General features: G+C 38.7%; 16 protein-coding genes. 8 read left to right on the top strand and 8 right to left on the bottom strand.

From position 1 onward, the window contains the following. Positions 1–10: 10 nt before the first annotated feature. Positions 11–607, bottom strand: a complete 597-nt coding sequence (locus EHQ52_RS02455; protein WP_135613701.1) for an NADPH-dependent FMN reductase — start codon at positions 605–607, stop codon at positions 11–13. 186 nt (positions 608–793) lie between these two features. Here EHQ52_RS02455 and soxR point away from each other — a divergent pair, with 186 nt between their 5' ends. Continuing rightward, positions 794–1,246: a redox-sensitive transcriptional activator SoxR gene (soxR, locus tag EHQ52_RS02460; RefSeq protein WP_100724480.1), complete on the top strand. Its 453-nt coding sequence runs from the start codon at positions 794–796 to the stop codon at positions 1,244–1,246. A 2-nt stretch (positions 1,247–1,248) separates the two neighbouring features. Here soxR and EHQ52_RS02465 read toward each other — a convergent pair whose 3' ends face one another. From EHQ52_RS02465 to EHQ52_RS02490, 6 genes are all read right to left on the bottom strand, one after another. Then, a complete protein-coding gene (locus EHQ52_RS02465) occupies positions 1,249–2,376 on the bottom strand; it encodes a sensor histidine kinase (RefSeq protein WP_135613702.1) in 1,128 nt (375 codons plus the stop codon). Positions 2,377–2,380: 4 nt separating this feature from the next. Further along, on the bottom strand, positions 2,381–6,031 hold the full coding sequence (locus EHQ52_RS02470; protein WP_244244782.1) for a response regulator: 3,651 nt from the start codon (positions 6,029–6,031) through the stop codon (positions 2,381–2,383). A gap of 1 nt (position 6,032) precedes the next feature. Beyond that, the gene (locus EHQ52_RS02475; protein WP_135613703.1) at positions 6,033–6,602 is read right to left on the bottom strand and encodes a chemotaxis protein CheB; all 570 of its coding nucleotides are present in this window, start codon (positions 6,600–6,602) and stop codon (positions 6,033–6,035) included. An 18-nt stretch (positions 6,603–6,620) separates the two neighbouring features. Next, positions 6,621–7,445 (bottom strand): CheR family methyltransferase, encoded by an 825-nt coding sequence (locus EHQ52_RS02480; protein WP_135613704.1) that lies wholly within the window; start codon positions 7,443–7,445, stop codon positions 6,621–6,623. A 189-nt stretch (positions 7,446–7,634) separates the two neighbouring features. Further along, positions 7,635–8,831: a hypothetical protein gene (locus EHQ52_RS20010; RefSeq protein ID WP_167492151.1), complete on the bottom strand. Its 1,197-nt coding sequence runs from the start codon at positions 8,829–8,831 to the stop codon at positions 7,635–7,637. Positions 8,832–8,841: 10 nt separating this feature from the next. Beyond that, positions 8,842–9,549 carry an OmpA family protein gene (locus EHQ52_RS02490; RefSeq protein WP_244244766.1) on the bottom strand — a complete coding sequence of 236 codons (708 nt, stop codon included), beginning with the start codon at positions 9,547–9,549 and terminating at the stop codon, positions 8,842–8,844. 244 nt (positions 9,550–9,793) lie between these two features. Here EHQ52_RS02490 and EHQ52_RS02495 point away from each other — a divergent pair, with 244 nt between their 5' ends. From EHQ52_RS02495 to EHQ52_RS02510, 4 genes are all read left to right on the top strand, one after another. Further along, positions 9,794–12,931, top strand: a complete 3,138-nt coding sequence (locus EHQ52_RS02495; protein WP_167492152.1) for a DUF1554 domain-containing protein — start codon at positions 9,794–9,796, stop codon at positions 12,929–12,931. 82 nt (positions 12,932–13,013) lie between these two features. Then, positions 13,014–13,316, top strand: coding sequence for an ArsR/SmtB family transcription factor (locus EHQ52_RS02500; RefSeq protein WP_100709835.1), 303 nt, complete (start codon positions 13,014–13,016; stop codon positions 13,314–13,316). Between the two features lie 134 nt (positions 13,317–13,450). Beyond that, positions 13,451–14,200, top strand: a complete 750-nt coding sequence (locus EHQ52_RS02505) for an SDR family NAD(P)-dependent oxidoreductase (RefSeq protein ID WP_135613706.1) — start codon at positions 13,451–13,453, stop codon at positions 14,198–14,200. Positions 14,201–14,296: 96 nt separating this feature from the next. Continuing rightward, positions 14,297–15,079: an enoyl-CoA hydratase/isomerase family protein gene (locus EHQ52_RS02510; RefSeq protein ID WP_135613707.1), complete on the top strand. Its 783-nt coding sequence runs from the start codon at positions 14,297–14,299 to the stop codon at positions 15,077–15,079. Positions 15,080–15,093: 14 nt separating this feature from the next. On the opposite strand, the gene EHQ52_RS02515 is transcribed toward EHQ52_RS02510, so the two are convergent. Then, a complete protein-coding gene (locus tag EHQ52_RS02515) occupies positions 15,094–16,914 on the bottom strand; it encodes an FG-GAP-like repeat-containing protein (RefSeq protein ID WP_135613708.1) in 1,821 nt (606 codons plus the stop codon). A gap of 170 nt (positions 16,915–17,084) precedes the next feature. Here EHQ52_RS02515 and EHQ52_RS02520 point away from each other — a divergent pair, with 170 nt between their 5' ends. The 3 genes from EHQ52_RS02520 to EHQ52_RS02530 all read left to right on the top strand — a co-directional run bounded on the left by EHQ52_RS02520 (position 17,085) and on the right by EHQ52_RS02530 (position 20,165). Further along, positions 17,085–17,435: a hypothetical protein gene (locus tag EHQ52_RS02520; protein ID WP_135613709.1), complete on the top strand. Its 351-nt coding sequence runs from the start codon at positions 17,085–17,087 to the stop codon at positions 17,433–17,435. Positions 17,436–17,529: 94 nt separating this feature from the next. After that, a complete protein-coding gene (locus EHQ52_RS02525; RefSeq protein WP_135613710.1) occupies positions 17,530–18,330 on the top strand; it encodes a hypothetical protein in 801 nt (266 codons plus the stop codon). Positions 18,331–18,497: 167 nt separating this feature from the next. Next, positions 18,498–20,165, top strand: coding sequence for a hypothetical protein (locus EHQ52_RS02530; protein ID WP_135613711.1), 1,668 nt, complete (start codon positions 18,498–18,500; stop codon positions 20,163–20,165). The last annotated feature ends 26 nt before the right edge of the window (positions 20,166–20,191 follow it).

Here is a 20,191-nt window from a genome sequence, read left to right on the forward strand (position 1 = left end):
TTCCTTAAAATCAGGACCTAAGAACAGATTGTGGGAAATTCGTTCTAGCTTGTTTCAAAACGTTTCCCCACCAATACAATTCATTCAATAATTTCTCAGCCGAAGATGCGTAGCGAAATTCCTCTGTGGGTCTTCCGTTATGGAACCTGGCATGAGCCCAATGAAAACTAACACAGTCTCGAATGGTAGTCATTCTCAATTCTGCAAATACATTGCGAAGTTGTTCTACCGCTCTTAAACCGCCGGAACTTCCTCCATAGGAAACGAATCCAAGAGGCTTCGCATTCCATTCTTCATGAAGTGAGTCAATTGCCAACTTTAAATAAGCAGGATATCCGTGGTTATACTCCGGTGTAATTACTACAAAAGCGTCCGCTTCTGCTATTCTATCCGAGAATAAAGGAAGATCCGAGTCCATATCCTTTGACATGTCCCAAGGTAAAGAAAATTCAGAAAGATCGATCAAATCAGTTTCAAATCTATAATCCTGTTTCGCAATCTCTTCAAACCATTTTGCGACAGTTTCTCCGAATCTACCCTTTCTGGTACTAGCTAATATAATTCCTAATCGAAGGCCTGAGCCTGTACTGATCTTTTCTAATAACATTATAGAACACCCTTTCTTTATTTAGGTGATCATATTCTACAAGTTAAAGTGAACTTGAAGTAAAGAGTCGAGAGCTGTTTTTTTACGATTTTTCGAGAAAAAATTCGAAAATGTTTGTGCTTAGAATGCTGTTTATATAAAATAAATACCTAAAGTTCACTTTAAGTTTAGATTTAGGAGAATGTAGTGGATAAGGACGAATTTTTAAGTATCGGTCAAGTATCCAAAAGAAGCGGGGTTGCTTCCTCTGCATTACGTTTTTATGAAGAAAGAGGACTGATCCGCTCCGTAAGAGCAGGTTCCGGCCATAGACAATACCCCAGACACGTTTTGAGAAGGATCGCATTCGTAGTATTTGCACAAAGAGTAGGACTTTCTTTGGATGAGATCGCGGCAGAGATCGCAAAACTCCCGGAAGATCATACTCCTAATGGACAAGATTGGTCCAAACTTTCTAAAACCTGGAGCTTACGTATAGAGGAGAAGATCGCAGAACTTCATAGATTGAAAAATGGACTCTCTGTTTGTATTGGTTGCGGTTGCCTTTCTCTTCTTACCTGTAAATTAGCAAACCCACAAGATAAGTTAGGAAGATATGGAAGTGGGCCTTTACGTTGGATGGGAAAACCTAAAAAATAAAATTAAATTTCTTGGATCTGTGGAAATGTAATATAGAAGGTCGCACCCTTGTCCACTTCACCTTCTGCCCAAACTTTTCCACCATGACGAGTGACAATCCTATGAACGATCGCAAGTCCTATGCCGATCCCCTCGAAATCCCGATTATCGTGTAGTCTTTGGAACACTCCGAAAAGTCTGTTCTGGTATTTCATATTAAAACCGGCGCCATTATCTTTTACGAAGTAAGTATTTTCTCCGTTGGATTGGTTACATCCTATCTCTACAATCGGTTTCTCTTTTTTGGAAGAATACTTGATCGCATTAGAGATCAAATTTATAAAAACCTGACCGAGTAATTCTATATCTCCCATCACTGGAAATAATTCTCCAATCTGGATCTTTGTTTTTTCATTTTGTGTTCCTGTTTGTAATTCATCCAGAGTATGTTGCACAAGTTCTGAAACATTTACTATAGTTTTAGTAATTTCCTTTTTACCCATTCTAGAAAGTAGAAGCAGACTATCTATCAGACTGTCCATCTTGAGAGTGCTTCCTATGATCACTCCCAGTATCCTTTTTGCCTCATCGTCCAGATCTTTTGCGAAATCTTCCTGAAGTATTTTTGCAAAACCTTCTATAGCACGTAACGGTCCTCTTAAGTCATGGGAAACAGAATAACAAAATGCATCCAGTTCCTTGTTCGCAATTTCTAATTCTTCATTTTTCTTTTGTAGATCCTGATTTAGATTATAGAGAGAGATCTCCTGCATATGCTTATCTACAAAAAATTTCACCTTATTTCGAAGTATTTGAGGCTCGAAAGGTTTGGTGATGAAGCTGAACGCTCCTCTTTCGTACCCTTTAAATACGTTCAGATTATCCGTGTACACGGCAGAGATAAAAATAAAAGGAAGCCTGGAGGTCTTCTCTTCTTCCCTTAGAATACTCGCCAATTCGTATCCGTCCATTTCTGGCATTTGGATATCCAACAATGCCAACGCAAAATCATGATGTAATGTTGCTCTTAATGCCTCGTTACCGCTTAACGCACGGATCAGATCCACATCTAGATCTTTCAATACAGTTTCCAATGCGACCAGGTTTTCCGGCCTATCGTCTACGATCAGGATTTTAGGCTTAGTATTCATAAATTTAACGACTCAACCAAACTCTCATCAAGGAAAGTAATCTTTCTACATCTACAGGTTTTGAAATATAATCGTTTGCACCTGCATCTATACATTTTTGACGATCATCCTTCATTGCCTTTGCAGTAAGCGCAATGATTGGAAGTTTATTGTATTTAGCGTCGGAACGTATATGTTTCATGGTTTCGTATCCGTCCATCTCAGGCATCATGATATCCATTAGAACAATATCCATATCCTGCCTGGAATCCAGAGAGGTAAGAGCGGTCTTCCCATTATCCGCTTTAAATACTTCCATTCCCCTATCTTTTAGGATTTTAGATAATGCGAATACATTCCTCATATCATCATCCACTAGCAGAACTTTCTTTTTCTGAAAAATAGCTTCCTTATCATAAAGATTGTTTATGATCTTTTGTTTTCCTTCTGGAAGCTTACTTATTGTCCTATGTAAAAATAAAGCAGTTTCATCCAATAATCTTTCTTCTGATTTTACTCCTTTGATTATAATACTTTCTGCATATTTTTGGAGTTCCGCATTTTCTTCCCTGGTTAGTTCTTTTCCAGTATAGATAATAATAGGAGGCATGGTTTGACCTTTTATTTTTTCCAGCTCGTAGATAAGTTCGAATCCGCTCATGTCCGGAAGACCTATATCTAAAACGATACAGTCGAAATAATTTTCTTGGTAAGCCTTGATTGCATCCTTACCATTACTTGCCTCGAAACATTTTACGTCCCCGTTACCGATCAGCTTTCTCATGGCAATCCTGGAACTATCATCATCCTCTATGATCAGAAGATTTTTCATTTTACGATTAATAAAGTTCTCTATTCGATTGAATGCCTCTTCCAATTCCTTTTTGTTTACTGGTTTTACCAAATATTCTACGGCACCTTCTTTAATAGGTTCTATAGAATACTCACTACCCGAAATTACATGAACAGGAATATGCCTCACTTTAGGATTCGATTTGAGTTCATTCAGGACAGTATGACCATTGATCCCAGGAAGATTTAGATCTAATATAATCGCGCTCGGTAAATGTTTTTCAGCAAGCACCAGCCCATCCTCACCCGTAGAGGCGGATAAACATTTAAAATCCTTATCATGAGCCTGTTTGATCAAAACGGATGCGAATTTCAAATCGTCTTCGATCACCAAAACTACTTTATCATTCTCTAAAATAGTATTTCTATCATCCTCTGCGTTTGGAGAATCTATAAATCTATTTTCCCTAAGGGCATAAGGGACTTTTGTTTCTAAAGAATGACTTTCTTGCGGGAAAGAAGAAGTAGAGGCAAAAGTTTCTTTTTGGATCTCTAAAGGGAGCAAAAGAGAGAATGTAGATCCTTGGTTGATCTTACTTTCTAAATTGATATAACCTCCTAAAATTTTGGCCAATTCTCTGGAGATAGATAATCCAAGACCAGTTCCACCATATTTACGGGAAGTACTTCCATCCGCCTGTTGAAATGCTTCGAATATAGACATTTGTTTTTCTTCAGGGATACCAATTCCAGTGTCTGAAACAGATATTAGGATTTTCTGATGTCCATCCGGACGGATTTCTATAGAGATTTTTCCTTTTTCAGTAAATTTTAAAGAATTAGACAATAGATTTTTGAGTATCTGGTTCAAACGCAGAGGGTCCGTAAAAATAAATTCAGGTGAGTCTGAAGTTATATTACCTGTTAAACTTAATCGTTTTTTATCTGCCTGGTGTTTAAAATCTCTCAGCAACCCATCCACAAATTCTCGAAGTGATACTTTTTCAATATTGACCTGCATTTTTCCGGATTCAATTTTAGAAAGATCCAATACTTCGTTGATCAGAACGAGCAGATCTTGGCCGCTTTTATAGATGATATTTGCACTTTCCACTTGATCAGAATTCAGATTCTTTTTACTGTTTTCAGATAGGTCCTTAGAGAGGATCAAAAGACTGTTTAAAGGTGTCCTAAGTTCATGGGACATGTTAGCTAAAAATTCCGATTTATATTTGCTGCTGACTTCTAGCTGTTTACTTTTTTGTTCTATATCTACTTTGGCCGCTTCAACTTCTTTGTTCTTTGCTTCCAAGGATTGGGTTTGTTCCTCTAATTCTTCATTCGTGATCCTAAGTTCTTCTTGTTGTTGTTTTAGAGTTTGGGTCTGCTCCTCCAACTCCTCGTTCATTTGTTTCAATTCTTCCTGCTGAGATTGTAGTTCCTCGCCTTGGGCCTGGGTTTCTTCTAATAACTCTTGGATCTTTTTTCTAGAGATGGCAGAATATATGCTAATCCCTATATTCTCCATACAATTTTGAGAGAATTCAACTTCCAACTCAGTGAATCGGTTTAATTTTCCTATCTCTATCACTCCCAGAGTTTGGCCTTCATATAAAAATGGCAGGACGAGCAGATTTGTAGGTTTTGTATCTAAGATAGAAGAAACAATTCGTATCTGTTCATCCTTCAGATCGGTCAATAGTATTGCTTTTTGTTCGAATGCAACTTGGCCTACTAAACCTTCTTTGAGAGAAAACTTTTCAGAATTTTTTCCTCCGCTAAAAGCATACTCTCCAGTCAATCTAAGAGATTTATCTCTCTCATCTAAAAGATAAATGGCACCTATTTGTGCTTTCACGTATTCACCCAAAAAATTTACGATTTCTTGAGCGAGAACTTCTACGCTCTGGTCCCCTTTCAATTTTTCGTTCAATTGATTTTGGCCTTGGGTTAACCAATTATGCCTTTCGTTCTCTGAAGTTGTTTGTCGAAGAGCCTGGGTCATCTTCTTTAGTGCAATTCCCAAAGCATCCTTCTCAGATCTGGGAACAGGATCCATGGAATAATTTCCGGAAGCGACTGTGTTTGCATTATATGTAACTTCTCTAAAACTTTCGTTGATATTCACTAAAGAATCAAATATCAATTTGAGTTCGTCCTTAGTAGGATCCGAGAGTGTCTGCCCAGTGAACTCCCTACCTGCGATCTTTTCCGCCTCGCCAGCCATAAAACGAATTCTTTTTGTGATACTTATAACGATCCAATATGCAAAAGCCACAACCACAGACGCACTTAAGATAACTATAACGATCAAAAAGGAGAAGGTATATTCGTAATCTTTGATATTTGTCTGTTTTTCGGCCTCCATGGCTTTCTGGTTTTTTTCCACTATCTTGATGATCTGTTTGATTGCCAGATCCCTTAAGGTAAGTCCCCTTCCTGCAGAAAGGACAAATGCCTTTTCATTATCATTTTTTAATGCGAGTGAAACGATCTCATCTAGATAGACCTTGAATTCTTTCCAGGTAATCTTAAATTCTCCTAATAATCTCTTGCCCTCCTCATCCAAAAGCCCGTCCAGTTGAAATATTTTTTCGTCTACTGCTTCGGAAGCAAGATTGAATCGATCCCTGAAATATCCCATTTTCGTAGGAGATTTTTCTAGGATGATATTTTTTTCATGGCGAGTCGCTTCTAAAAGATTGATCAAAATTTCATTGGATAGATTCACTTTTTTTGCGGCACCATCTACGATCTTCTGTAATCTAAAATTAGATTCAGATAGTTTATCTATCATAAATATGGATGTGCCTACGAGTATCGAAAGCAGTATGGAAAAACCTATAAATAATCTAGCTCGGATAGTTAAGTTTCTAAAATACACGTTAACCACTCTTTCCCAATTGGATCAGAAGTTTCTGGATCTCTTCTATAGGAAGAATATAATCTACCGAAGAAGTAGATATCGCATGTGCTGGCATAGAAGGAGATTCCGCGGTCTCGGGGTCTTGTACGATAGTCAATCCGCCTTCTTCTTTTATTTTTTTAAGTCCAAGAGCTCCATCCGAATTGGAACCTGTCAAAATAACCCCGATCAATTCGTTCCTGTAAACTTCTGCAGCTGATTCAAAAAATACATCTATGGACGGTCTTGCAAAATTCACCTTTGATTCTGTACTTAATGAAAAGGTTCTATCTTTTTCTACCAAAAGATGGTAATTTGCAGGAGCCATATAAATATTCCCTCGTTCTATTTGTTCTTTTTCATTTGCTTCTTTCACAAACAATTTACAGAGTTTATCCATACTCTCTATCCAGTATCCATCCGAACGAGGACTCAAGTGTTGCACGATCACTATCGGGATAGGATAATTTTGCGGCAGAGAAGGTAAAAGTTTTGTAAGAACATTTAACCCTCCAGAAGAAACTCCGATTACGATCGCGTCGTATCCCATAAATTTAATTAAAGATCCTTAATACTTCTTCTTGAATATTTTCTGCCTAAGATCTAATTCTTGGTAGGCATCTTTTAGTTCACTGAAATACATCCCTTCTTTCGAACCCAAACAAAGAACTCCTCCATTGATCAAACTTTCATAAAACATTCTATGCACCTTGTTCTGAAGTTCCCTTTTGAAATAAATAAGTACATTCCTGCATAATATCATATGCACTTCTGCAAACACGCTGTCGGTCACTAGGTTATGATTTGCCCAGACTATATTCTTCTTTAGATCTTTATTCATGATTGCCATATTTTCATCGGCGGTATAATAATCAGAAAAAGAGGACCTTCCCCCAGAAGCTTGGTAATTGGCAGTATATTCCTTTATTAGATTATTCGAAAATATGCCTAGCTTGGCGTCGTCCAAAGCACGCTGATTAAAATCTGTTGCGTAAATGGTTGTTCTCTCGATAAGACCCTCTTCCAATAGAAGGATTGCCATGGAATACGCTTCTTCGCCGGTGGAACAACCCGCATGCCAGATCTTTATAAAAGGATACGTTTTTAAGATAGGTATGATCTTTTCACGAACGGATCTATAAAAGTTTGGATCTCTGAACATCTCTGTAACCGTGATGGACAGATCATGCAAAAGATCGTTCGCAAAACTTTTATTATGTAGAAGTTGAAACTGCATCTCCGAAACCGTACTATATCCCGATAATACCATCCGATTCGTGATCCTGCGTTTTATATGAGCATCTGAATATTGCCTAAAGTCGTACCCATATTTCTGATAGATAGCCTCCAATAATAAATCGATCTCTATCTCAGTACTATCCTTAGCTGCCATATTTTAATATTTTATAAAACTTCCCTGAGCCAAACCGAGGGGATATTCTACGGTTTTTAGGAAACGGAAATCAACTATTTATTTCAAATTTGAGGCAAAATGGAGGAAATTATGCGGTTTTAATCGGAAGGGATTTAGTCATAAAATCTAGGAACTGAGATCTCCCTCAAGGACCCCCATTAGAATGGATTAATAGATCCCGTCAGAATCGTAGAAAAAGGAGGCTCCAGGCATGATATAAATTTCAGTTAAAACCTGTTTGGAATGATGACTCATTTGCCCCAGATCTATATTCGGGAAACGTAATAGATAATCATTTGTAGAGACACTTCCTATAGTGTTACCCACATACATAGAATAAGATCTAGTAATATCTTGTCGGATCAACCCGATATCTAAACTGAATCTGCAGTATCTAAAAGATGACTCGAACATAAAGATGGTTCCCTTATCTGAAACCTTTCCTGCATATGCAGGAACAGAGATACTATAAGTTCCAGGTCCTGCGGAAATTGACTCTTGCAAAACTTGAGTTCCTATTGCGGAAAAATCCCCCTTTCTATCCAGATATTCCAAACGAGAACGGATCTCCCACCATTCAGTAATTTTGAATTTCAGATAGATCCCAGGAAGGACACCCTTCATGGAAAAATTAGATTCTACATTTCCGCCTACGGACCAAGTCGCCTTATCCGGAACAGGAGCACCAGGGCGAGAAGTAGAATAAGACCCATAAGAACTAGTATCTTGTTCAGTATATCTATGAAAATTTACAGAAGGCCCAATCCTAAATCTGGAAGTAAAAGGATGAATATAAGAAAATCTTAAATGATCATTTATTCCGTTAAATCTAAGCAATCGATTCCCTTCGAATGCAGAAGCCCAATATAGATCCGTTCTAGGAGTAATAAAACTTGCGGAAGCAGGTTCTTCTTTACCATATTTTCCTAATGCAGAATTTCTAGCAGATTGGATCTCAAAACGATTTTTCCATCCATAACTGATATCCCAGGCTTGGGTTTGGACTCCTAAAGATTTCGCTTCTTTATATGGAAAAGAAGAAGGAGAATCAGGATCCATTAGATTTCGTAAAATAGAATCCTTGGACCAAGCAGGTCCTGTTTCATTCAATATAGCAGGAGAAAGATTTCCAATTCCTGCACCAGCTCGAAACATCAATCTATGTTCGAAAACTTTACTAAACTTATCATTTGGATCAGTAAACCAAGAAGAAGTTTCTTTAGGAGTCTCGTCCTGCTTAGGTGCAGGTTGTTGCTCTGTCTTTTCCGGCTCCAGAGTTTGGCCTTGGGCAAAAACTGGGTTTATAAAAGATAATAATAATAAACTTAATAAAATTCTAAAATTCAAAATGGGAGAGAATTTCATTCAGATCCTCTTAATACACGATCCGAACTGTTCCGACATATATTTCGGTTCTTCGATTCTTTTTTTCTGAGAAGAAAGTATCTACGATCTTGCGCAAATCTGCGTATCCATCTACTTCCTTAAATCTTTCCTCTGTAATATCGTGAGATTGTTTAAGTTCTTGTTTTACTGCCTGAGATCTTTCTTTACTCAATTTTAAATTTGAAGTAAATGACCCCGGAGTATCTGTATGTCCCCCGATCCTAACATTTGTTTCAGGATAAGCAACTAACGCGTCTGCGATTTTAGAGATAAGTTCCTTTGCCTTTGGGGTCAAAGTAGATCTTCCGGAAGGAAACGCAACGTCCCCATCTATGGTGATCAAAAGTTCTTTTAACTTTTTATCTTCTTCTATTCGTTTGAGTTCTACACCAGGAGCCTTAAGACCTTCTTCTGATTGTTCAAATGTTGTACCGGAATATTCGAATGCCTTTTTCAAGCCACGATACATGATCTCCAGGTAATTTGGAGTTCCTAAATCATCTAATGAGCCTTCGCTTAATTTGCCTAAGGCCTCTTCTTTAGAGTTTGCAGGAATTTCGTCTTCAGGGACGCATCCACAGAATTTTTGGAATGATTTAGACTCCATAATAGCATATCTGGTCCGAGCACAGTTCAGGAACAAAAGTGATATGAGTAAGAAGAATAAGAATAATATACGAGAATTAAAAATCAGCACTCGAGTTCGGTTAGAAGAAGAAAGTTATGACCCTTGTGCAGGATAGAGTCCGGACAAGATACTATTTTTTATAATATTCATGAAGTCTTATGTAAGTTTTAGAATTTTCTGAAAGACGAAATCACTACTTGGCACTTAAGGAATGGTCTAAAACTTTTTTACGAAATTTCTGAAAAAGGTTAGAGTTAATATTCGTCTGAGAATGCGTAGACTTAAACTGCAGAATATTACTGGACCGAGGTCGATGAAAAGAATCCGCAAAAGTCATCCAATTTCTATCTCTATTCTTCTGGTTTTATTTTTGCTCCAATGTAAGGGTTCGACGAATTCTTTAGATTATATACTCTTCGGCGCGAGCGAAAAATATCTACAAAGTTCAAATGGGGTCGCGATCTCTTCTCCCAATTATTCATATGCAGTTCCGGAAAATCCCACAAATGGGACTTTGGATATAGAAATCCGGCTGAATAAGATCCCAACAGCGGACGTTACATTACCTCTTAGCCTCAGCCATACTGATCGAGCTACAGTTTCTGTTTCTACAGTAACTTTTACTGCAGGCAACTGGGATTCTCCCCAGACAATCACGATCACTGGTATAGATAATTTAGCAGTCGAAGGAAATAAGGACATTTCCCTTTACGTAGGCAAGGCAACTAGCGACGATAAATCGTACAATGGCCTATATACTCCTTCTATCGGGATCACAGTAATTGATGATGACTCTTATAGTATTGTAGTTTCTCCCAAAAAGAATCTAATCACTACCGAAAAAGGAAATACTGCCAGTTTCACAGTGGTTTTAAGTAAGGCACCTTCTTCTAATGTTGTAATTCCTACAGTCCAGAGTTCTGATCTTTCAGAAGGAACAGTATCCCCTTCTTCTTTAACATTTACTAGTGGAAATTTTAGTATTCCTCAGATCGTCACGATCACCGGAGTGGATGATGTTCTTACAGATGGAAATATCCAATACAAGATCAATTTAGGAAATTCCACTAGCTCAGATACAAATTATAATAATATAATATTACCTTCTGTTTCTGTCACAAATATTGATTACGAAGAACCTGCAATTATAGTAACACCTACTACTTTGAATATCAATGAGGCCGGTGCTGCAAAAACGTTCACAGTAGTATTAACTGTAGAACCTCCTGGAAATGTAACAATTCCTGTTTCCAGTTCAAATCCATTAAGAGCGACTGTAGATACTTCGCTACTAACATTTACTCCTGCAAATTATAATACACCTCAAACTGTGACTGTAACTCCGGTCAATAATGAGATCGCGGATGGGAACGTGATCGCAAACGTAGTGTTAGGAACAGCTACTGATTACGGAAATGAAAACCCTCCTGATGTAAAAGTAAATATTACGGATGATGATAGTCCAGGGATCACAGTTTCGACCTTAAGCACGAACACGAATGAGGCGGGACAAAACGCATTTTTCACAGTAGTTCTTACAAGCGAGCCTACATCCAATGTTACTGTTTCTTTTAATGAAAAGAAAGATTCAGTAAACTCAAGCAACCAAGAAGGTACGATTGACCAAACCCAGGTTGTATTCACTCCTTCTAACTGGAATACACCTCAATCAGTTGTGGTTACCGGAATTGACGACGATGTGATGGATGGAAATGTTCAGTATCAAATTAGAGTGAATAAGGCCACAAGTTCAGATTCTAAATACAGCAACAGAACTCCTAGTCCGAATTTTGTGACTGTAAATAATTTGGATGATGATACTGCCGGATATGTGATCGTTGCTAATGGAAATACCACTCTTACAAGTAATTCTTCAGTTTCTATCAATGGGTTTGCTACTGATGATTCGGCAAAACTGGATCCTCAAACTTATTCCAAATTTACGATACGATTGAGATCCCAACCTCTTTCCAATGTTACTTTAAATCTGTCTAGCGGCAGCTCAACGAATGACGGAATATTAAACGCCTCTAACTTAGTATTTACTCCTTCTAAAGATGTGGCGGGCGGATGGAACCAAGATAGAGAAGTTTACGTAACAGGAAGTTCCAACGGTGCGAATGAAGGAAACCATGATTATACTGTTTCCACGTCTACAACAACTACTGACGATAAATACGGAAGCACTACATTTGTAAGAAATCCTTCCTTCGTTTATTATAGTTGTGATAATGACGTTTCAAATCTGATCTCTTCCTGCAGAAGGTCCGGAGGATTCTCCACAAGTGAAGGAGGAGGAACCGCGACCATTTATCTGATCACACAATCTTCTCCAAGTTCGACAGTAACCGTTCCTGCTTCTAGTGATGACACTTCAGAAGGAAATGTGACAGCATCCGCTACAATTACTTCAGGGAATTGGAATACAATGATCTCTTCTGGAACGAATAAGATCGTAGCAACCGGTGTGGATGATGCGCTTGTAGACGGAAATGTTCTATATAATATAGTTTATGGAGCTGCAACAGGCGGATTAATATTTACTTCACCTTCTACTCCTATCCGAAATATTGACGATGAACAAGTATTAACATTCTCGAATATATCAGGGGACACTAGCGAAGATGGTACAAGCGCCACTTTCAAAGTAAAACTGGGACTTGCCTCTCCACCTACTGGGGATGTTACATTTACTCTTTCCTGCAAATCAGGAAGCACTGAATGTGCGAGTGTGAGTCCTACGAACCTAACATTCACTTCTTCAGATTATAATGTGAACAAAACGATTACAATCACCGGTAAGAACGATAATCGAGTGGATGGAACCCAAAGTAGTTGTGTATCTTTCAGTCTTCTAACAAGCAGTGATGCAACTTTTGATCAGTATCAACCTCCTGATTATTGTGGAGTCCAAAATTTGGATAATGATAAGCTGATCTGGGTAACCTCACTTACTAAAAGTGGAAACCTGAACTCAGGAATGACTGTTGCAGACGATAGTTGTAATGATGGTGCAGATCCGAATAAACCAACAGATATGGGAAGCGCCACTTACAAGGCATTGATTGTAGATGGTTCTACGAGAGTTGCGACCACTACTGGGACCAATGCAACCGGACAAACCAACTGGGTATTAGATGCGAGCAGAGACTATTATTTGAAGAGCGGTAGTTTACCTTATTCTAATAAAGTATTTACTACAAATTCTTCTAAACTTTTTAGTTTTGGAAGTTTAACAACTGCATTTACTGCGAGTGGTTCCGACTCATTCTGGACTGGTTTGAACTCCAACTGGACCACTGCGAGCAACCATTGTAATATGTGGACTGATGATATTACTTCAGGAATTACAGGACAGTATGGAATTGGAAATGCTCTGGGTTCAGGGGCCATCAGTTCCGGAAATGATAGCTGTTCTGTTTCCAAAAAGTTCATCTGCATTCAGCAGTAAGAAGAATCTTCCAAAGAGTTTGGGTCAGGATCACTCTCAAAAATGAAAATTTCTTTAGACAGAACCGTCTAAAGAAGTAATCATGGAGAGAGTGCCGAACCCCAAACCTGTAAAACTAACGGAAAAGGAATTTACTAAAATTTCCAGGGCCCTTGCTGAGCCTAGGAGATTTCAGCTTCTACAATGTATCGGCTCTACTAAAGAACCTACTGCCTGCAGCGCCTTGAACAAATCTCAAGATATTAGCCCTGCTACCCTATCTCATCATATTAAAGAATTAGAAAATGCTGGTCTGATAGAAACCTCTAAGGATGGTAAATTTGTGAATATCATTCTCAGAAGAGATGTATTCAAGGCCTACCTTGATAAACTTTCCCAGATCTAGATCAAACCGACCGACGCTCATTCTAGTTTCGTTATTTTGATAATTATCGAAATATCAAAATATTTTCAAAACAAACACTTCGATACTTGTCTAACTATAAAATTATTTAGATCCTAATATTCAGGAGAGATCTTATGAGTCAGTTGAAAGGTAAAGTCGCAGTGGTAACAGGAGCTTCTAAAGGAATTGGAGCAAGCATCGCTAAGACATTAGGTTCCGCAGGTGCTTCCGTAGTAGTGAACTATTCTTCCAGTAAAGAAGGTGCAGATAAGGTTGTAGCAGAAATCAAAAAAAGCGGAGGTAAAGCAATCGCAGTCCAAGGTGATATGTCCAAATCTTCTGACGTTAAACGTTTATTTTCAGAAACGAAGAAGGCTTTCGGTTCTGTGAATATTCTAGTGAATAACGCAGGTGTATTTGAGTTCGCTCCGTTAGAAGCAGTTACAGAAGATGAATTCCATAGACAGATGAATACAAATGTGCTTGGACCAATCCTTGCTACCCAAGAATCTATAAGTCATTTTTCACCAGAAGGTGGTTCAGTGATCAATATCAGTTCTGTTGTCAGTGAGATCCCTGTGCCAAATTCAGTTGTATATGCTTCCACAAAAGGAGCTCTGGATACTGTTTCGAAAGTATTAGCATTGGAGCTTAGTGCTAAAAAGATCAGAGTGAATACGATCGCTCCGGGCGGTGTAGAAACAGAAGGAGCTCATCGACTTGGAATGATAGGAAGTGAAATGGAAAAACAGATTATTTCCAAAACTCCTTTGGGAAGATTAGGCCAACCAGACGATATCGCGAAAGTTGCGTTGTTCCTAGCTTCTGAAGATTCTTATTGGCTTACTGGAGAAAGGATCAGTGCATCCGGTGGTTTTAGATAAAATTTTCAAATAGAACTGCGAAGTGCATGATTAGTTTGTAATTTAAACAATAAAATTCGAGTGGATCACTTATGTTGGAGTTCCTAATCATGCACTATGAACTATTTGCGGGAACCAATCCAATTAAAAAACGGCAGAGCCGAATGTATAAAAATACAAACTAACGATCAGAATTCTCTAACTAGGGAGAATATGATAGAACTGGAAAATATCCTGGCGGAGATCGATAAGGATGATAATATCCGTGCAGTCCTTATAAGTTCCGACAATCCTAAATTTTTCTCCAATGGTATCGACGCTGAGAATATCTTAAATACTCCTAGAGAAAAACTCACAGCAGAAATGGGTCAAATCGTGATCCTATTCGGCAAACTTTTGAGTTTTGGAAAACCTCTTCTGGCGGAGGTAACCGGTTACGCGATGGGCGGTGGTGCTGTAATCACCCTATCCTGCGATTTTAAATTTATGTTAGAAGGTAAAGCGAGAATCGCTTTTACAGAAGTTCTGGTTGGACTTCCACTTCCTATCAGTTTTATTGATAAATTAAAGATCACTGTTAAATCAGAATACCTAAACGAGGTTTGCCTTTTGGGAGCTGCTTATAAAGCAGGAGAAGCAAAAGAAATTTCTTTGATCAATGAAACTGCAGAGAATAAGGAAGATTTACGTAAACTTGTTCTGAAAAAATTGGATGAGGTAATGGCAATCGCACCAAGTGCCTACAGAAGAACAAAACTTGCGATTAATAAAGAGATCAATGATAAATTCGAATCTCAATTGGAATTTACTAAGAGTAGTTTCGAAGATCCTAAAGTAGTTGCAAATCTATTAGAAGCAATGAGCGCTTTGAAAGAAAAAAGAAGACCAAAGCTGACTTAAATATTATAGCTTTCTTAAATTTGGATCCTATAATTTTCTAAACTCCCGAAGACCCAAACTCCTAAAAATTTAGGATAAAGGTCTTTCGGAATGTTTGCATCTACGACATTACTTCCGAATTCACCTGCTGTAACTCCGGAGATAGTTGTATTTGCCATGTTTGCACCTGACGCTGGATACCCGTTTCCGAAACTATGAAAAATATAAACTCTTCCGAATAATGCAACTCCATCCGGATAGGTAGTCGCTCCTGCAACCAAGTCCCCTAACCCATCTCCATTTATGTCTGAGATCATAAGGGAATTTCCGAAAGTCTGACTAGCTGCTTCTCCCACAATTATATTTACGGAACCACTAGAGACATCGTTTCCATTGCTTAAATTTACAAAAACTCTTCCCTGGGCAGAATTATAGACAGGGGCGCTCGTAACAAAATCGTCAAATCCATCTCCATTCACATCTCCCAAAATAACTGAAGATCCCAAACCACTAAAAACTGCAGAACTGACTATCGAGGTAGCACTTGTAGCAGCAGAGACAGTGATCCCACTCGTAGTTCCCGTACTATTAAATACATAACTTCGCCCAACAAAGCTGCTGTATTGAGGCCCGCCTACAGCAAGATCTGCATACCCATCTCCATTTACATCTCCGGTAAAAATACGGATCCCAAAATTACTAGCAGATTCGCCGACTATCGTAGTGTTTGCTGATGTATAAGAAGTTACCGTAACTCCAGCAGATCCAGTGCTGTGGAAGATCCAAACTCCTCCTGTAGAACCGCCGGCGTATGCATTTCCACCTACTACCAGGTCTGAAAATCCATCCCCGTTAATATCTCCTAACCCTATCCCACAGGCGAAATTGCTTCCTCCAGGACCTGAAATAGTTGTTCCGGCACTAGAAGAGATACCACCGGATCCAGTGCTATAATAGATAAATGCAAGCCCTGCAAATCCACCAACACGATACGCACCATTTGCAAGATCATCGTACCCATCACCATTCACATCTCCGAGTGCAATAGCATATCCGAATTCATTTGAACCTGTATAATTTAAGATACGATTTGCACCTGCAGCAGTACTTGTGATAATACCTGAAGTACTTCCATGAAAGATATAAGTGATCCCTTGTAATCCTGAATAATCAGAGGCTCCTATCGCAAGATCTCCGTATCCATCTCCATTCACATCTCCCATCGCAGTAGTATATCCCATTCTTCCCTGGCCAGTGATGGAATGATCTGCCATGGTCGTGCTTGTTGCAGCGATACCTGCAGATCCTCCGTAAAAAATATAAGCCACACCCATTCCAGAAGCATCTCCAGGAGCCGTCGCAACTACGTCTGCATAGCCGTCTCCGTTTAAGTCTCTATTATAACCTTTTCTAATATTCAAACTTAGAACTGAGGAAATATTTCCGCTAGAGTCAATACTTCTGATATCGACAGAATGAAAAGAACCATGCCTCCAAGTAAAAGAACCACTTGGCAAAGCAAAACTCCAACTAGTAGTTCCGGCAGCAGCTGTATAAGTTCCCCCATCAATGCGGATCTGGACTGAGGAAACTAAAATATCATCTGTAGAAGTCCCGTAAAGAAATCCAGTCTCCGCTGTAGGTCTTCCTGTAGTGGGAAGATTTGTGATTGTGACTGTAGGGGGTGTTACATCACCTACTGGCGTGGTGCTTGCATCTACACATGTATCACCCGCAACTAAGCAAGCGATCTGTGCCTCAAGCATCGCTTCGAATGCAAGATTCATAGATTTGAGTGAGCAGGACTCTAAAAAGAAAAGAAAAAGTGCCGCTAAGATGTAAGAATATTTTCGCATTCGAATATATTTACATTCGATCGCAGTCCCTGTTACAATCCAATTCTAAAAATTTGAGAAACAAACCGGGATTTTAGAAAAAAAACCTACTCCCTCGTTTGGGGGATATCTTCGAAATTTCTAATTTTCAATTTGGCCGGTTTTTAAAAACTGTCCTTAGGTTTCTTTGAATGCCTCGTTTGAATATATTCATACTGGCCTTGGTAGCATTCTTTCTGACTGCGCCAAACGATTACGAAGAAACTGCTTATCAAAACTACCTCCTTTATAAAAGAAATCATTCTTCTAATTTCAGACTTCCTTCTCAAAAATCTAAACTAAGATTTTCTTCTAATCATTTTGCACAATTCGACCAAAATGAGGACTATCACCAAAAGGATAAGAACAAAAAAGATCCTTCTTCTTTGGGAGATCTTAAAAGAACTTTTTCAATCTGCTTAATTGTATATTCCAGAACGTATCTTCGTTCTTTTGAATTAGAAACTTATTTATTTGCAAGGCCCCCACCTATTCTTTCTTAATCCGGCTCTTCGCCCAGTGCGAAGAATATTATAAATTCTAGATATTCTCATATTTTAAGAATATCCATATATTTATGGATCAAAGGAATTCTATTTGGGTCAAAAAATTTTCCCTTCTTTCAAAAGGGTACTCATATATTTTAAACTATTCTTACTTCCCTCTGGGTTTTTATTCTCCCAGCAGGATCTATTCAATGTGCCTGACATGAAAATCACAGGAAAAGATAGGAATTTTGTACAAGAACAGGTCATATTTTATTCTGATAGAACACAGTTTGATACAACCTACATGTATGGACTCGGGGATAACCAAGAGATCGGATTGTATGCTGGAAATTATTTTTTACAAACTTACTCTCCTCAAACTGGAAATTACCCAACTACAAACATTTTGTATCCTGAAGCCTATGTTTCTCCTAACTTACTCTTAATTTATCAGAAGAAGATTGAAGCTTCTGAATCCTTAGCATTCAGTTTCGGAACAAAGTCAGGTGTTAGCCTCGGCCAAACAGTTTCCGATTCTAGTTTTGCGAGTTTCAATTTTGGAATGGGCTCTTACGAGCTCAAAAGTTTGGGCGCTAAATTTTATTTAGGAGCCTATATGGGAAATAACGCGTTCTTTGGAAGATATAAACAAAAACTGCTTCCGAGTCCAGAACCTGGCGTCCAGTTAAGCGGGTTTATGTACGGACTCAGTGTAGAGATCATTCCGAATCGTTTGGATTTTTTATGCGATAGTATCTCTGGAGTAAATTCTCTAGGAGTTTCTGTCTGCGGTTTTTCTCATAATCTAAGCGAAGAATATTCCATCTCTTTTGGCTATCAGATCCCAAATTATAGGGGAAGTAACTTCAATCCTCACGCTTTTCTAATAGAGTTGAACGGATATTTTTAGAAAAAAAATGCAGACGATTTCTTAACTGCACCCCCATTCCGGAATCAGTAGCGTTCATTCCCAGATCGCTTCCAAACCGGCTTTTCCTCTCAAATTAAACGGAACGACTTGTCTGTTTTTTAGAAGCCAACCCTAAAACAGTGAGAGTTACACGAGGGAGTTAAGACATGCAAAAATTTCTGAAAGACGAGGAAGTCCAAGACATTCTCCTAAAAGCTGCCCTAGTTGTGACCTTCTTACTCTTGATCGTACTTCTTTTCACTGGGTGTAATAACGCAAAAGCAGTGAGTATAGACGCAAGCTCCTCCGCGATAGGCGCAATTGCATTCGACGGAAACATAGGAGTTTTCGGTAGCAATACTTCTGGGCCTTCTCTTGTTAAAGTTAATATTATCGGATACATGAATAAGTCAGGTAATGAGATGAATCTGACCTTAACAAATACTGATACTTCTGAGACACAAACATTACAGATTTCGAATAACGGGACCTTCTCCTTTCCTGACTCTTTAGATGCGGGAACAAATTTTACTGTAGATCTTGGAACTTATACTGGAGGACAAAATTGCACTCTAACAGGAGATTCCGGAAAAGTCGGTTTAACAGCTGCATCTAAAATCGACTGTGAAAGGAACTTAGCTGTTTTCGGGAACTGGTTTTCAGGAAGCACTCCGGTCATGAATCTATATCAGGTAAATCAAAAGACTTCTACAGTGGTAGGAGCTCCTATGTTTTTCGGCACCAGTGCAGGACTACCTATGCTGGATCTAGTTTGGTCTGGAAGCAAATACCTAGCGGTTTGGACTTCCACAGGAAATACGATCAAAGCTAGATTATTGGATATAGAACAAATTGCTATAGGTTCAGATATTACAGTAGCTGGAGTAGTTTCTACCGGATCAGGAGCAAAGTTCAGCACATTATCTGCTGCATATAATTCGGACCTAGATGAATTCGTTGTCGTATTTGTAGAATTCGGAGGAAGTACTTCTTTCTCGAATTTAGTGAGATATGTCCGCATTCATCCGGATGGAACCTTGATTGGAACTCCTACAACCATTAAATCAGTTCTTGGAACAATAGGGTCCACTTTCGGATATTCAGATGTAATTTGGAACGGAAGTAAATATGTAACTGCATTCGAATTTCATGATAATGATACGGATGATGCTCCTAATAATTACTTATCAGTATATAGTTTTACAAATGGTGCTGCAACTCAAGTAAATCAATTGTTCTTATCTTCCGGAAGCGGTTCCACTGGAGCAATCTTCCCGGTAAGTTCCGCAGGTGCGGCTTATCCAAAATTTGTAAGAACGTCTTCAGATGTATGGCTTTTTTATAATAGATCCAATATGGGCACTGTAGACAACACAATTGATTCCAGCTTAATGGAATGGAGAAATTTATCCGGAGTTCCTACTCAAATCAGAAGGGACACAGTCCCGAATGGCTGTAATCCAAACGGCACAGGTTTCCAAACCTATGTACCTTCTCCAGGAAATATAGGCTCAAGAGTTTTGCTAGGCTATGATCTTAGATGTACCCAAAGCGGTTCCTCATTCTTTGATGTATATCATGGACCTTTAAATTCAACGAGCGGTGCTTTAGGAACTATTACAAATTATTCCGGAAGTATGCTTGGCATGAACATTACAATGGGAAGTTCCACTACTTGCAGAACTTCCAGATGTTATACTAGTGCAGGCGCATTAGGAGACGGAGTTTATATTTTCGATCCTAATTTTGATGGAAGCACTCATACGTTCTACCCGATCAAAATCTCTTCTCCAGGGAATTCTGTGGATTTTCCAGCCCAGACTTCCATCCAGTAAACTTCAACCGGACCCTAGTTAAGAAA

The organism is Leptospira koniambonensis, from assembly GCF_004769555.1.
GTDB lineage: Bacteria > Spirochaetota > Leptospiria > Leptospirales > Leptospiraceae > Leptospira_B > Leptospira_B koniambonensis.

Bases quoted from the DNA above. Each gene is read 5' to 3' on its own strand.
- EHQ52_RS02455 (WP_135613701.1), bottom strand. From the start codon at position 607: ATGTTATTAGAAAAGATCAGTACAGGCTCAGGCCTTCGATTAGGAATT.
- EHQ52_RS02465 (WP_135613702.1), bottom strand. From the start codon at position 2,376: ATGAATACTAAGCCTAAAATCCTGATCGTAGACGATAGGCCGGAAAAC.
- EHQ52_RS02475 (WP_135613703.1), bottom strand. From the start codon at position 6,602: ATGGGATACGACGCGATCGTAATCGGAGTTTCTTCTGGAGGGTTAAAT.
- EHQ52_RS02480 (WP_135613704.1), bottom strand. From the start codon at position 7,445: ATGGCAGCTAAGGATAGTACTGAGATAGAGATCGATTTATTATTGGAG.
- EHQ52_RS20010 (WP_167492151.1), bottom strand. From the start codon at position 8,831: ATGAAATTCTCTCCCATTTTGAATTTTAGAATTTTATTAAGTTTATTA.
- EHQ52_RS02495 (WP_167492152.1), top strand. From the start codon at position 9,794: ATGAAAAGAATCCGCAAAAGTCATCCAATTTCTATCTCTATTCTTCTG.
- EHQ52_RS02500 (WP_100709835.1), top strand. From the start codon at position 13,014: ATGGAGAGAGTGCCGAACCCCAAACCTGTAAAACTAACGGAAAAGGAA.
- EHQ52_RS02505 (WP_135613706.1), top strand. From the start codon at position 13,451: ATGAGTCAGTTGAAAGGTAAAGTCGCAGTGGTAACAGGAGCTTCTAAA.
- EHQ52_RS02510 (WP_135613707.1), top strand. From the start codon at position 14,297: ATGAACTATTTGCGGGAACCAATCCAATTAAAAAACGGCAGAGCCGAA.
- EHQ52_RS02515 (WP_135613708.1), bottom strand. From the start codon at position 16,914: ATGCGAAAATATTCTTACATCTTAGCGGCACTTTTTCTTTTCTTTTTA.
- EHQ52_RS02520 (WP_135613709.1), top strand. From the start codon at position 17,085: ATGCCTCGTTTGAATATATTCATACTGGCCTTGGTAGCATTCTTTCTG.
- EHQ52_RS02530 (WP_135613711.1), top strand. From the start codon at position 18,498: ATGCAAAAATTTCTGAAAGACGAGGAAGTCCAAGACATTCTCCTAAAA.